This window comes from Citrobacter sp. S55_ASV_140, from assembly GCF_018919505.1.
GTDB lineage: Bacteria > Pseudomonadota > Gammaproteobacteria > Enterobacterales > Enterobacteriaceae > Citrobacter > Citrobacter werkmanii.
In genome coordinates this window covers 1-12,303 of sequence record NZ_JAHLQZ010000123.1, presented here as the reverse complement: position 1 = coordinate 12,303, position 12,303 = coordinate 1, and the positions used below count along the sequence as shown (strand labels likewise).

Below are 12,303 nucleotides of genomic sequence, written 5' to 3'. Positions count from 1 at the left end.
GCCATTGACGCCGCGCTGGTTAAGTTTGGTTTTCCGGTTGGGCCAATCCAACTTTTGGATGAGGTCGGAATTGATACGGGCACTAAAATTATACCTGTGCTTGAAGCGGCGTATGGAGAACGTTTTAGCGCGCCTGCAAATGTTGTTGCTTCAATTTTGAATGACGATCGCAAAGGTAGAAAAAATGGTCGTGGTTTCTATCTTTATGGGGCGAAAGGGCGTAAAAGCAAAAAACAGGTCGACCCTGCAATTTATACGCTTATTGGCGCTCAGGGCCAGGCTCGACTCACCGCCACGCAAATTGCTGAGCGGTGTGTCATGTTAATGCTCAATGAAGCAGCTCGCTGTTTCGACGAGAAGGTCGTCCGCAGCGCCCGTGATGGCGATATCGGCGCTGTATTTGGTATTGGTTTTCCGCCATTCCTCGGCGGCCCGTTCCGGTATATGGATTCCCTCGGCGCGGGTGAAGTAGTTGCGGTTCTGCAACGGCTATCAACACAATATGGCTCGCGGTTTACGCCGTGTGAGCAGTTATTGCTGATGGCGGAACGCGGTGAAAGATTCTGGAATAGTAGGGAAACTGACCTGAATTCATGAGGTCAAAGGTAGGATGAATCCGCACTGAATGTATGGCTCATGCTCAAAATGTAAACAGAGATTGACTATACTTACGCCGTTGAGGTAAAAAACAGCGTTTCATTCGGTGAATGGATAAGGCACAATGCCGGCCACCATATCGTTACCACGGTCAATAGGGGCCGTGATTAACTGGTGTTGGTGATTCTGGTTAACAAAAGCGGTGCAATATGCAAGTTTTTATCATGCGTCACGGCGACGCGGCCCTCGATGCCGCCAGTGATTCGGTTCGTCCTTTAACCTCTTGTGGTTGTGACGAATCTCGCCTGATGGCGAACTGGCTGAAAGGTCAAAAAGTGGATATCGAACGTGTTCTGGTGAGCCCGTTCCTGCGAGCCGAACAAACGCTGGATGTGGTGGGGGAATGCATGAACCTGCCAAGCGGCGTGGATGTTTTGCCGGAGCTGACTCCCTGCGGCGATGTTGGTCTGGTCAGCGCCTATTTACAGGCTCTGGCCAATGAAGGTATCACCACGGCGCTGGTGATTTCTCACTTACCTTTAGTGGGGTATCTGGTGTCTGAGCTTTGCCCAGGCGAAACTCCGCCGATGTTTACCACGTCAGCGATTGCCAGCGTTACGCTTGATGAAAGCGGAAAAGGGGTTTTCAACTGGCAGATGAGCCCGTGTAATCTCAAAATGGCGAAAGCGATATAAGTAGGCCGGATAAGGCACAACCGCCATCCGGAAAATAAAAGAGCCGCAAACGCGGCTCTTTCTGTTTTTCTGCATCAGGGAAGTTCTGGCGGCAGCCACTCTTCCACTTCAATCAGCACCAGCAGTGCGGCGTCGCCACCATACTCTTTTGGTGCCTGATGAAAGGCCATCACGTGCGGATGCTGTGCCAGCCAGAGAGGCGTTTGCTGTTTAAGAATATGCTTTCCGTGGCCATGCATAACGCAGGCGCAAAACACATGCTCACGACGACAGGCGGCGATCAGCGCGCCTAATTCCTGTTTGGCCTGTTGCTGGGTCAGTCCATGCAAATCAAGAAACAGCTCCGGGGAGTAGTCGCCACGGCGCATTTTCTTGAGTTCGAAATGGCTGACGTCGGCACGTAGATATCTTACCGGGCCGTCTGTGTTCAGCAACGGCTGAAATTCGTCAGAAAAATAGTGGCTGGCATCAGCCTGTTCCTGCAACAGCCTTTTAACCGGGACCTCGGTGATTTTTTTACGTAGCGGTCGGTGAACAATAGTGTCTTGCTTAATTTTACGCGTGCCGGTCATCAGCTGGCGAAACAGCGTCTGATCCTCCTCGCTGAGCGATGTTTTCTTTTTCATTCGAGCGTCTCATCTTTTATTTTCCGTTAGTTTAACCCGACTCGACGGGCATCCGATCGCTTAAAACGCAATTTTCGCGTTCAGGCCCGGTGTGGATGCTGATTTATCGCCGTCTTCGTGGCAAACTAGCCGCCGAAATTAATACGAGCATGCCCTGGAGGAATACGTGGATAAAATTTTCGTCGATGAAGCAGTGAGTGAACTGCATACCATTCAGGACATGTTGCGTTGGGCGGTCAGCCGTTTTAGCGCGGCGAATATCTGGTATGGCCATGGCACGGATAACCCATGGGACGAGGCCGTACAGCTGGTGCTGCCGTCGCTCTATTTGCCGCTGGATATACCTGAAGATATGCGCACCGCGCGTCTGACCTCCAGCGAGCGCCATCGTATTGTTGAACGCGTGATTCGCCGCGTCAACGAGCGTATCCCGGTTGCTTATCTGACCAATAAAGCCTGGTTCTGCGGGCATGAGTTTTATGTTGATGAACGCGTGCTGGTTCCACGCTCACCGATTGGCGAACTGATCAATAATCGTTTTGCGGGCCTCATCAATGAGCAGCCGCAGCATATCCTCGATATGTGTACCGGCAGCGGCTGCATCGCTATTGCCTGCGCGTATGCTTTCCCGGAAGCCGAAGTGGATGCGGTGGATATTTCCACTGACGCGCTGGCGGTGACTGAGCACAATATTGAAGAACATGGTCTGATCCATCACGTGACGCCGATCCGCTCCGATCTGTTCCGCGATCTGCTGAAAGTGCAGTATGACCTGATTGTGACCAACCCGCCGTATGTCGATGCGGAAGATATGTCCGATCTGCCAAACGAATATCGTCATGAACCTGAGCTGGGTCTGGCGTCCGGTAGCGATGGGCTGAAACTGACTCGCCGCATTCTGGGGAACGCTCCAGATTACCTGGCAGATAACGGTATTCTGATTTGTGAAGTCGGAAACAGCATGGTACATCTGATAGAGCAATACCCGGATGTACCGTTTACCTGGCTGGAGTTTGACAACGGCGGTGACGGTGTATTCATGCTGACCAAAGAACAGTTAGTTGCTGCTCGCGAGCACTTCAGCATTTATAAAGACTAAATACACGCGCACAAACACAACACTCATAACGGAGCCGTGATGGCAGGAAACACAATTGGGCAACTCTTTCGCGTAACCACATTCGGCGAATCACACGGGCTGGCGCTCGGTTGTATTGTCGATGGTGTTCCGCCGGGCATTTCTCTGACAGAAGCTGACCTGCAGCACGATCTCGACAGACGTCGCCCAGGTACGTCGCGTTACACTACGCAGCGCCGTGAACCGGATCAGGTGAAAATCCTCTCTGGTGTGTTCGAAGGCGTGACCACCGGTACCAGCATTGGTCTGTTGATCGAAAATACCGATCAGCGTTCACAGGATTACAGCGCGATTAAGGATGTTTTTCGTCCTGGTCACGCCGACTATACCTATGAGCAAAAATACGGTCTGCGCGACTATCGTGGCGGTGGACGCTCATCCGCACGTGAAACAGCAATGCGCGTGGCGGCCGGGGCGATTGCCAAAAAATATCTAGCGGAAAAATTCGGCGTTGAAATTCGCGGCTGTCTGACGCAGATGGGCGATATCCCGCTGGAGATTAAAGACTGGTCTCAGGTAGAGCTTAACCCATTTTTTTGCCCGGACCCGGATAAAATCGAGGCGCTCGATGAACTGATGCGCGGCCTGAAAAAAGAGGGCGACTCCATCGGAGCAAAGGTCAGCGTGGTGGCAAGCGGCGTACCTGCGGGTCTCGGTGAACCTGTATTTGACCGCCTGGATGCCGACATTGCCCATGCGCTGATGAGCATTAACGCCGTTAAGGGCGTAGAGATTGGCGACGGGTTTGACGTTGTCGCGCTGCGCGGCAGCCAAAACCGTGATGAAATCACCAAAGACGGTTTCCAGAGTAACCATGCGGGCGGCATTCTGGGCGGGATCAGCAGCGGGCAGCAAATTGTTGCACATATGGCGCTGAAACCGACGTCCAGTATTACCGTTCCTGGCCGCACGATTAACCGCTTTGGCGAAGAAGTCGACATGATCACCAAAGGACGCCACGATCCGTGCGTTGGGATCCGCGCCGTGCCGATCGCAGAGGCTATGCTGGCGATCGTATTAATGGATCACCTGCTGCGTCAGCGGGCGCAAAACGCGGACGTGAAGACTGACATTCCACGCTGGTAAGACATGAAAAAAACGGCACTTGCGGCGCTGGCTCTTTTTGCCAGCACCGCCTGCCTGGCGGCGACGCCCTGGCAGAAAATTACCCATCCGGTGGCGGGCAGCCCGCAGTCTATCGGCGCATTCGCCAATGGCTGTATTGTTGGCGCCGAGACGCTGCCTGTACAGTCTGAACACTATCAGGTGATGCGCACCGATCAGCGACGTTATTTTGGTCATCCGGATCTGGTGATGTTTATCCAGCGTCTGAGTAATCAGGCGAATAATCTGGGGCTGGGCACGGTGTTAATCGGCGATATGGGTATGCCGGCCGGTGGGCGGTTCAATGGCGGTCACGCCAGCCACCAGACGGGACTAGATGTCGATATTTTCCTGCAGTTGCCGAAAACGCGCTGGACCCAGTCACAACTGCTGCGTCCTCAGGCGTTAGATCTGGTCTCACGGGATGGCAAACATGTCGTGCCGTCGCTGTGGAAGCCGGAGATTTTCAGCCTGATTAGGCTGGCGGCAAAAGATAATGAAGTCACGCGCATTTTTGTGAATCCGGCGATTAAGCAGCAGCTGTGTCTGGATGCAGGGACTGACAGGGACTGGTTGCGTAAAGTGCGACCGTGGTTCCAGCATCGTGCGCATATGCACGTACGATTACGTTGTCCTGCTGACAGCCTTGAATGCGAAGATCAACCGTTGCCTCCACCGGGTGACGGCTGTGGCGCGGAGCTGCAAAGCTGGTTCGAACCTCCCAAACCTGGAACCACCAAGCCTGAGAAGAAGACACCGCCGCCGTTGCCGCCTTCCTGCCAGGCGCTATTGGATGAGCATGTACTCTAATGGATCATTTTGTCTCTCTGTTTATGGTGTCGCCACTGCTGTTAGGTGTGCTTTTTTTTGTGGCAATGCTGGCAGGTTTTATTGACTCTCTGGCCGGAGGCGGCGGTTTACTCACCATCCCGGCATTGATGGCGGCCGGAATGCCGCCCGCGCAAGCGTTGGCCACCAATAAGCTACAGGCCTGCGGGGGATCGATCTCTTCCTCGATCTATTTTATTCGCCGGGGCGTGGTGAATCTGGCGGATCAGAAGCTCAACATCTTCATGACTTTTGTCGGTTCCATGAGCGGCGCGTTGTTGGTCCAGCATGTGCAGTCCGACATATTACGCCAGATCCTGCCGGTGCTGGTTATCTGTATTGGCCTCTACTTTCTGTTGATGCCCAGAGTGGGCGAAGAAGACCGGCAGCGTCGGCTGCACGGTTTGCCTTTCGCGCTGGTGGCCGGGGGCTGCGTTGGGTTTTACGATGGCTTTTTTGGCCCGGCGGCGGGTTCGTTCTACGCGCTGGCTTTTGTCATGCTGTGCGGCTATAACCTGGCAAAATCGACGGCCCACGCCAAAGTATTAAATGCCACCTCGAATATCGGTGGACTGTTGCTGTTTGCCCTCGGCGGCAAAGTGATTTGGGCGACCGGGTTTGTGATGCTCATTGGCCAGTTCATTGGCGCACGGATGGGATCGCGACTGGTGCTCAGCAAAGGACAAAAACTCATTCGGCCAATGATCGTTATTGTCTCCGCCGTAATGAGCGCCAAGCTACTTTACGATAATCATGGACAGGAGATTCTCCACTGGCTGGGGATGAACTAATGAATAACACCCATCACTACGAACAGTTAATTGAGATTTTTAACGGCTGCTTTGCCGATGAATTTAATACCCGTCTGATTAAAGGCGATGACGAACCGATCTATCTTCCTGCTGATGCGGGAGTACCGTATCACCGTATCGTTTTTGCGCATGGTTATTACGCCAGCGCCTTACATGAAATTTCGCACTGGTGTATTGCGGGTAAAGCGCGTCGTGAACTGGTTGACTTTGGTTACTGGTACTGCCCGGACGGACGCGACGCGAACACGCAATGCCTGTTTGAAGATGTGGAAGTGAAGCCGCAGGCGTTTGACTGGCTGTTCTGCATGGCGGCGGGTTATCCGTTTAACGTCAGTTGCGACAATCTGAACGGCGACTTTGAACCGGATCGCGTGGTATTCCAGCGTCGTGTTCATGCCCAGGTGATGGAATATCTGGAAAAGGGGATCCCGGAGCGTCCAGCGCGCTTTATTAACGCGTTACAGAATTATTATCACACGCCTGAACTTAAGGCGGAACAATTCCCGTGGCCCGAAGCGCTCAACTGAAGCCGCCGCCACGTTTACAATGAGGAAAGAAGATGATCGCGGAGTTTGAATCACGCATTCTGGCATTAATCGACGATATGGTAGAGCACGCCAGCGATGATGAGTTGTTTGCCAGTGGCTATTTGCGTGGGCACCTGACGCTGGCCGTAGCAGAGCTGGACGCTGGCGAGGACCATTCCGCTGAGGCATTGTACACCAATGTGACCAGCAGCCTGGAAAAAGCGATTAGCGCAGGCGAACTTTCGCCGCGTGACCAGGCGTTAGTGAAAGAGATGTGGGACGCTTTATTTCAAAAGGCAACGCAATAATAATTGCAGTGGATTGTGCCGGATGGCGACGCTAAGGCGTCTTATCCGGCCTACATGGACTGACGATTCGGGTTCAGTTTGTAGGCCTGATAAGCGCAGCGCATCAGGCAATGATGAGAGAGTATTTTATTTCACCGCTTTACCCTTCAATAACTTCCTGACCCACAACCGATTCGGGTTCAGTGCCGCCAGCGTACTGGCATCCATAGGAATGGGTTCATCGCTCATTTGCGCTGCCAGAATTTCTGCACACAGCGGGGCTGAGCACAACCCGCGTGACCCCAGCGCGCCCAGCATAAATAGAACGGCATACACCGGGGCGCTTACCGCGTGCGCTTTGTCTTCGGCAAGCGTGGCGTACTGGCTGAGCGTGGCGTCATAGTCCGCTACATTGCCCACCATCGGGATGTGATCGCGCGTAGCGCAGCGGACCCCGCAGCGGGCGGCATGCGCACTGACGTCCACCTCTTTTGCCCATGCGGCGTGCGGGAAGCAGTCGATTAAACGCTGACGATTTTGCTGCTGGTCGTCCTCGCGATACTCAGTCTCCTCACACCCACGATGATAGCTGGCGCCAATGCAGTGTTGCTGGTTTTGCGGGTCATGCGGCGTGAGGTAACCGTCGTAACACAACACCTGGCGCAGCGCTGACAGCGTAGGCGTGGTGGGGATATGACTCACCTGACCGCCAACGGAATAGACCGGTAACGACTGCGTCTGCTCAAAGCGGTTAATGCGATGGCCGTTAGCCAGAACCACCGCTTCGTGAGTGGCGGTTTCTCCACAGGCAAACTGCAATTGCCAGCTTGCTGTCTGGCGCGTCAGTGAGACCAACGTGTGTTGGTAGCGGGTACGTAATCCCAGCGTTGTGGCATAGTCCAGTACGGCGGTGGTTAACTGCGCCGGGCACAACCATCCACCTGCTGGATACTGAATCCCGCCGCATCCGGTTTCCACGCCTGTCGTTTGCAACACCTGCTGTGCGTCTACGCCGACGGCGAGCGCATCTGGCAGTTCAAGAGACAGCATTTGAGTGATTTTCTGCTGGCTTTTTTCATCCCAGGCGAGCTGCGTCACGCCGCACCAGTCATGTGCGAACTCAACCGGAAGGGCGTCATACAGTCGGCGGGCGAAGGTAAACGCGGTGGGGAAAAAGAGATTAATGGCCGCATCATGCTTGCTGAGTAACGGATAGAGCGCGCCCTGACGATTACCTGATGCGCCTGCGGCAGGTTTTGCGTCCGCGCAATAGAGCGTGACCTGCCAGCCGCGGCGCAGTAGCGCCAGCGACAGCAATGCGCTGGCGATGCCACCGCCAATGATAGCGGCTTCGCGCTTATCTGTGCCCGTGCGCGTGAACCACGGAGCCGATGAAGGGAGCGCCAGAGTCTGTTCCATGACGCCACAAAGCATTTCGCGTTTGCGGCCAAAGCCTTTGCGTTTTTGCATTGTAAACCCGGCTTCCTGCAACCCCCGTCGCACAAAGCCTGCCGATGTGAAGGTGGCCAGCGTGCCGCCGGGGCGAGCCAGTCGGGCCATCGCGTTAAACAGCGTTGGCGTCCACATGTCCGGATTTTTCGCCGGTGCGAAACCGTCCAGGAACCAGGCGTCCACTTTTTGATTCAAAGAGTCATCCAGTTTACTGGTCAGTTCATTAATATCGCCAAACCACAGATCCAGCGTGACGCGCCCATTATCAAGAAGCAGACGATGGCATCCCGCCAGCGGCAGCGGCCACTGCTCTTGCAGTGCCGTGGCCCACGGAGCAAGCTCCGGCCAGTGCTGATGGGCCAGGGTCAGATCTTCACGCGTCAGCGGATATTTTTCGAAACTGATGAAATGTAATCTTTCCAGGGTAGCGTCAGGGTAGGTATCGCGAAAATCGGCAAATGCCTGCCAGAGCGTCAGGAAGTTAAGCCCGGTGCCAAACCCGCTTTCAGCCACCACGAAAAGGGGACGTGAATGCGCAGGAAATCGCTGTGCGAGATGATTCCCGCCGAGGAAGACGTAACGTGTCTCTTCCAGCCCGTTATCATTGGAAAAATAGACATCATCAAAATCTCGGGAAACAGGTGTACCCTCAGCGTTGAATTCAAGGTTGGCAGGTTGTATAGCGTATTGTTTCACGTAAGTTACTCGTCTGGCAGGCTGTGCCCCGATCTTAGCGATGAGTGCCTGGCTGCGCAAATTTCCACATTAAATGGCTGATCGGACTTGTTCGGCGTACAAGTGTACGCTATTGTGCCACTCGAAACTTTAAAATAGTGCGACTTACAGAGGTATTGAATGAAACGTGCAGTGATTACTGGCTTGGGCATCGTTTCCAGCATCGGTAATAACCAGCAGGAAGTCCTGGCATCTCTGCGTGAAGGACGTTCAGGGATCACTTTCTCTCAGGAGCTGAAGGACTCCGGCATGCGTAGCCACGTATGGGGCAACGTAAAACTGGATACCACTGGCCTCATTGACCGCAAAGTAGTGCGCTTCATGAGCGACGCATCCATCTATGCATTCCTTTCCATGGAGCAGGCTGTGGCGGATGCCGGTCTTGCTGCAGAAGATTACCAGAATAACCCGCGCGTTGGCCTGATTGCAGGTTCCGGCGGCGGCTCCCCGCGTTTTCAGGTGTTCGGCGCTGACGCAATGCGTAGCCCGCGTGGTCTGAAAGCGGTTGGCCCGTATGTGGTCACCAAAGCGATGGCGTCCGGCGTTTCTGCCTGCCTCGCAACGCCGTTTAAAATTCACGGCGTAAACTACTCCATCAGCTCTGCCTGTGCGACTTCTGCGCACTGTATCGGCAACGCAGTGGAACAAATTCAACTGGGCAAACAAGACATCGTGTTTGCTGGCGGCGGCGAAGAACTGTGCTGGGAAATGGCGTGTGAATTCGACGCCATGGGCGCGCTGTCTACCAAATATAACGATGACCCGTCGAAAGCTTCCCGTACCTATGACGCAAACCGTGACGGTTTTGTTATCGCGGGCGGCGGCGGTATGGTTGTGGTCGAAGAGCTGGAACACGCTCTGGCCCGTGGCGCGCACATCTACGCGGAAATCGTCGGTTACGGCGCGACCTCTGATGGCGCAGACATGGTTGCACCGTCAGGCGAAGGCGCAGTACGTTGCATGCAGATGGCGATGCACGGTGTAGACACCCCGATCGACTACCTGAACTCTCACGGTACTTCTACTCCGGTAGGCGACGTGAAAGAGCTGGGCGCAATCCGTGAAGTGTTTGGCGACAACAGCCCGGCAATTTCTGCAACCAAAGCGATGACTGGTCACTCACTGGGCGCGGCTGGCGTGCAGGAAGCTATCTACTCTCTGCTGATGCTGGAACACGGCTTTATCGCGCCGAGCATCAACATTGAAGAGCTGGACGAGCAGGCGGCAGGTCTGAACATCGTGACCAAACCAACCGAGCAGGCGCTGACCACCGTGATGTCCAACAGCTTCGGCTTTGGCGGCACTAACGCGACGCTGGTCATGCGTAAGCTGAAAGCGTAAGTCTGCAAGATGATGTAAAGGGGAGCCTGATGGCTCCCTTTTTTATTTATTCATTTTTTCGTACTCCGGCGCGATTTCTGCCGACCAGGCTTTGGCTCGTGTGATATCACCAGTGCTGTAGATTGGCTGTTCAAATTGATTATCCAGATCCCGCACGCGATAAATTTTCCAGCGACCTTCTTCCCAACGCGTATACACTTCCAGTTGCATGGGCGCTTCGCCTGCCGGCCCACCTAATTGTACTTCCACCTTTTCACCACCGAGAAAGGGCTGAGCCGCTCCAACCCGTAACAGCGGGATCCATTTGGGGTCGTAATCCTGCACGTACATAAAGTAGTCAGAATTTATTATTTCCTGCTCGTAAAGGCTGTCAATCAGCGCCAAACGGTCGATAACGTCTTTCGCCACATAACGTTGCATGAGCGCGGACGTATCTCGATCTTGTGTGTAGGCGGACATCCACGCGAGATAGAATTGTTTAACATCCTCAGTGCTGTCACTGCGTGATGAAGAACAGCTACAAAGTAACAAAACCAGAGCAATCAATGGGAACCCTTTCATTACTGTTTCCTGTAAATAGTGTATGAAGGTTTTGCCGCTCGATAGCCTGGTCCCGCCCACATATCACGTTGTCTAAAATCGGAGTACCACTCCTGACCGTCAAAGATCGCCATATGACCGCTTGGGTTTCCTCCCTCATAAGGTTGAATGACGACGACATCTCCTGCTCGGGGCTGTTCATATCTACCGATAGGACTGAATCCTGCGTTTTTTAACAGCGGTCCATAATCTTTAGCATGGTAGGTATTTCCAAGATTGATACCACCGGCCTGAATAGCTTTGCGGGTAAATTCTGCACAACGCTTCTGAGAATGGCCGCCTGCATGAGATTTTGCATAATTTGCTGCTGCTGTTTTATCCCAGCTCATGATGACTCCTGTTAAGAGAATATATAATAAGTTCGTGTATTGCTTTAACAGGATTTAATCTGACGGGAATGACCGATAATGCTATTAATATCGAAAATACATTAGATTGAAATATTAATTAATCCGTTTGGTAAATCATGGGTAATATATTTATAATTGATGTTTATTCTTTATGACTGCTTTTTTTGTTGATTTAGAGAGATAGCGTGACGGCCAAATGACGTCTGGCGTAGTTTCCAGCGCCTGGGCGATGATCTGTTCTGCGCGCGGCCAGCTTCGGGTAAATACATTACGCAGCGAATCTGGAGATAAACCTGCCGCACGTGACAATTCTCTGAGCGTAATGCCTCTTTTTTCCAGTGCACTTTTAATATCTGCACGATGCCAGTCTTGGCTTTTTTGTTCCATTCTGTAATCCTAAGAAGATGTGTTATCGGCGCCGATATTTTTCAGGGTATAAATTAGAAAGCCAAAAAGAATGTAACTTTCTTTTTGTTGTTGGAATATTGCCAGAATTAATCTGAAATTTCGCGCAAAAGAAAAAATATTTTTATTTCATCAGCGGAAAGGAAAGTAACTGATGGTAAAAGAGTGGTTTACGGTGAAGGAGTGTCTTGAATTGCCTGGGTTTCCGAGAAGCGCACCAGCCGTTCGCTTGCGCTTAAATACCTACAGTGAAGGGAAGGAGGGCGTTAAGCGCAAGCGTGCGAAGTCTAAGGCTGAGGAATTTCATATTTCTGTGTTTCCGCTGTACGTCCGCTCGTATCTGAATAAAAATGAGCAAACAGAAGCGCCGGATCGCAATATCGTGCAGGAAGCCGAGCCCAAAGAGATTTGGGATATGATGTTCCGGCTCCTGACGCCGCAGCAGCGTGAACAGGTAACCGGGTTGTTCAGAACGAAGGGAATTGACGCTGTATTTCCCTTTTTGTTCGTAGACAAGTCATCGTTTTGATGCGTGTAGCTATGCTTTCACAGTTGACAGCCAGGGCCCCTCACAGGCAGACTCCAGCTTCAACATTATCCTCTTGATAATGCGTAAGCGTTTAACGTTATCCAACGCACCTTAATCCTGAAAGTCAGGTAGAGGGGGCGTGGGCATTCCTCGCCTTACTCTGCATTTTGGAGTAACGCATGACAGCAGTAACCCAACAAGAAAAAACAGCGTCGGCGAACTTTTCGCTGTTTCGTATCGCTTTTGCGGTTTTCCTGACCTACATGACGGTCGGTCT

General features: G+C 52.9%; 16 protein-coding genes. 11 read left to right on the top strand and 5 right to left on the bottom strand.

Features of this window, described 5'->3' with window-relative positions; translation table 11 throughout:
* Both KQJ18_RS16540 and sixA read left to right on the top strand, forming a co-directional pair.
* The coding region (locus KQJ18_RS16540) for a 3-hydroxyacyl-CoA dehydrogenase family protein (protein WP_253297506.1) at positions 1 to 597 on the top strand (597 nt) is incomplete at its 5' end.
* Between the two features lie 209 nt (positions 598 to 806).
* The gene (gene sixA / locus KQJ18_RS16535; protein ID WP_038642383.1) at positions 807 to 1,292 is read left to right on the top strand and encodes a phosphohistidine phosphatase SixA; all 486 of its coding nucleotides are present in this window, start codon (positions 807 to 809) and stop codon (positions 1,290 to 1,292) included.
* Between the two features lie 74 nt (positions 1,293 to 1,366).
* Here the strand turns inward: sixA and smrB are convergent, their stop codons facing one another.
* A complete protein-coding gene (gene smrB / locus KQJ18_RS16530) occupies positions 1,367 to 1,918 on the bottom strand; it encodes an endonuclease SmrB (protein ID WP_006683613.1) in 552 nt (183 codons plus the stop codon).
* 166 nt (positions 1,919 to 2,084) lie between these two features.
* Between smrB and prmB the strand changes: the two genes are divergently transcribed.
* Genes prmB through KQJ18_RS16500 form a run of 6 tightly spaced genes read left to right on the top strand, consistent with a single transcriptional unit; the run spans position 2,085 to position 6,635 of the window.
* The gene (gene prmB / locus KQJ18_RS16525) at positions 2,085 to 3,017 is read left to right on the top strand and encodes a 50S ribosomal protein L3 N(5)-glutamine methyltransferase (RefSeq protein ID WP_038642381.1); all 933 of its coding nucleotides are present in this window, start codon (positions 2,085 to 2,087) and stop codon (positions 3,015 to 3,017) included.
* A 39-nt stretch (positions 3,018 to 3,056) separates the two neighbouring features.
* Positions 3,057 to 4,142: a chorismate synthase gene (gene aroC / locus KQJ18_RS16520; protein WP_038642369.1), complete on the top strand. Its 1,086-nt coding sequence runs from the start codon at positions 3,057 to 3,059 to the stop codon at positions 4,140 to 4,142.
* A gap of 3 nt (positions 4,143 to 4,145) precedes the next feature.
* On the top strand, positions 4,146 to 4,970 hold the full coding sequence (mepA, locus tag KQJ18_RS16515) for a penicillin-insensitive murein endopeptidase (RefSeq protein WP_038642368.1): 825 nt from the start codon (positions 4,146 to 4,148) through the stop codon (positions 4,968 to 4,970).
* Entirely contained in the window at positions 4,970 to 5,779 is an 810-nt protein-coding gene (locus tag KQJ18_RS16510) for a sulfite exporter TauE/SafE family protein (RefSeq protein ID WP_038642367.1), read from the top strand. Before mepA ends, KQJ18_RS16510 begins: the two co-directional genes overlap by 1 nt.
* Positions 5,779 to 6,327, top strand: a complete 549-nt coding sequence (locus KQJ18_RS16505) for an elongation factor P hydroxylase (RefSeq protein ID WP_216422330.1) — start codon at positions 5,779 to 5,781, stop codon at positions 6,325 to 6,327. Before KQJ18_RS16510 ends, KQJ18_RS16505 begins: the two co-directional genes overlap by 1 nt.
* A 32-nt stretch (positions 6,328 to 6,359) precedes the next feature.
* A complete protein-coding gene (locus KQJ18_RS16500; protein ID WP_038642363.1) occupies positions 6,360 to 6,635 on the top strand; it encodes a YfcL family protein in 276 nt (91 codons plus the stop codon).
* 126 nt (positions 6,636 to 6,761) lie between these two features.
* Here KQJ18_RS16500 and mnmC read toward each other — a convergent pair whose 3' ends face one another.
* The gene (gene mnmC / locus KQJ18_RS16495) at positions 6,762 to 8,762 is read right to left on the bottom strand and encodes a bifunctional tRNA (5-methylaminomethyl-2-thiouridine)(34)-methyltransferase MnmD/FAD-dependent 5-carboxymethylaminomethyl-2-thiouridine(34) oxidoreductase MnmC (protein ID WP_216422329.1); all 2,001 of its coding nucleotides are present in this window, start codon (positions 8,760 to 8,762) and stop codon (positions 6,762 to 6,764) included.
* Between the two features lie 159 nt (positions 8,763 to 8,921).
* Here mnmC and fabB point away from each other — a divergent pair, with 159 nt between their 5' ends.
* Entirely contained in the window at positions 8,922 to 10,142 is a 1,221-nt protein-coding gene (gene fabB / locus KQJ18_RS16490) for a beta-ketoacyl-ACP synthase I (protein WP_038642358.1), read from the top strand.
* A 42-nt stretch (positions 10,143 to 10,184) separates the two neighbouring features.
* Here the strand turns inward: fabB and KQJ18_RS16485 are convergent, their stop codons facing one another.
* The 3 genes from KQJ18_RS16485 to KQJ18_RS16475 form a co-directional block, all read right to left on the bottom strand.
* Entirely contained in the window at positions 10,185 to 10,703 is a 519-nt protein-coding gene (locus KQJ18_RS16485) for a YbjP/YqhG family protein (RefSeq protein ID WP_216422327.1), read from the bottom strand.
* Positions 10,703 to 11,071 (bottom strand): NlpC/P60 family protein, encoded by a 369-nt coding sequence (locus tag KQJ18_RS16480; RefSeq protein ID WP_216422326.1) that lies wholly within the window; start codon positions 11,069 to 11,071, stop codon positions 10,703 to 10,705. Before KQJ18_RS16480 ends, KQJ18_RS16485 begins: the two co-directional genes overlap by 1 nt.
* 150 nt (positions 11,072 to 11,221) lie before the next feature.
* Positions 11,222 to 11,479 (bottom strand): helix-turn-helix domain-containing protein, encoded by a 258-nt coding sequence (locus KQJ18_RS16475; protein ID WP_216422323.1) that lies wholly within the window; start codon positions 11,477 to 11,479, stop codon positions 11,222 to 11,224.
* Between the two features lie 172 nt (positions 11,480 to 11,651).
* Here KQJ18_RS16475 and KQJ18_RS16470 point away from each other — a divergent pair, with 172 nt between their 5' ends.
* Positions 11,652 to 12,026 carry a DNA-binding protein gene (locus tag KQJ18_RS16470; RefSeq protein ID WP_137360967.1) on the top strand — a complete coding sequence of 125 codons (375 nt, stop codon included), beginning with the start codon at positions 11,652 to 11,654 and terminating at the stop codon, positions 12,024 to 12,026.
* Positions 12,027 to 12,205: 179 nt separating this feature from the next.
* The coding region (locus tag KQJ18_RS24685; RefSeq protein WP_253297507.1) for a hypothetical protein at positions 12,206 to 12,303 on the top strand (98 nt) is incomplete at its 3' end.

Bases quoted from the DNA above. Each gene is read 5' to 3' on its own strand.
- sixA (WP_038642383.1), top strand. From the start codon at position 807: ATGCAAGTTTTTATCATGCGTCACGGCGACGCGGCCCTCGATGCCGCC.
- smrB (WP_006683613.1), bottom strand. From the start codon at position 1,918: ATGAAAAAGAAAACATCGCTCAGCGAGGAGGATCAGACGCTGTTTCGC.
- aroC (WP_038642369.1), top strand. From the start codon at position 3,057: ATGGCAGGAAACACAATTGGGCAACTCTTTCGCGTAACCACATTCGGC.
- mepA (WP_038642368.1), top strand. From the start codon at position 4,146: ATGAAAAAAACGGCACTTGCGGCGCTGGCTCTTTTTGCCAGCACCGCC.
- KQJ18_RS16510 (WP_038642367.1), top strand. From the start codon at position 4,970: ATGGATCATTTTGTCTCTCTGTTTATGGTGTCGCCACTGCTGTTAGGT.
- KQJ18_RS16505 (WP_216422330.1), top strand. From the start codon at position 5,779: ATGAATAACACCCATCACTACGAACAGTTAATTGAGATTTTTAACGGC.
- KQJ18_RS16500 (WP_038642363.1), top strand. From the start codon at position 6,360: ATGATCGCGGAGTTTGAATCACGCATTCTGGCATTAATCGACGATATG.
- fabB (WP_038642358.1), top strand. From the start codon at position 8,922: ATGAAACGTGCAGTGATTACTGGCTTGGGCATCGTTTCCAGCATCGGT.
- KQJ18_RS16485 (WP_216422327.1), bottom strand. From the start codon at position 10,703: ATGAAAGGGTTCCCATTGATTGCTCTGGTTTTGTTACTTTGTAGCTGT.
- KQJ18_RS16480 (WP_216422326.1), bottom strand. From the start codon at position 11,071: ATGAGCTGGGATAAAACAGCAGCAGCAAATTATGCAAAATCTCATGCA.
- KQJ18_RS16475 (WP_216422323.1), bottom strand. From the start codon at position 11,479: ATGGAACAAAAAAGCCAAGACTGGCATCGTGCAGATATTAAAAGTGCA.
- KQJ18_RS16470 (WP_137360967.1), top strand. From the start codon at position 11,652: ATGGTAAAAGAGTGGTTTACGGTGAAGGAGTGTCTTGAATTGCCTGGG.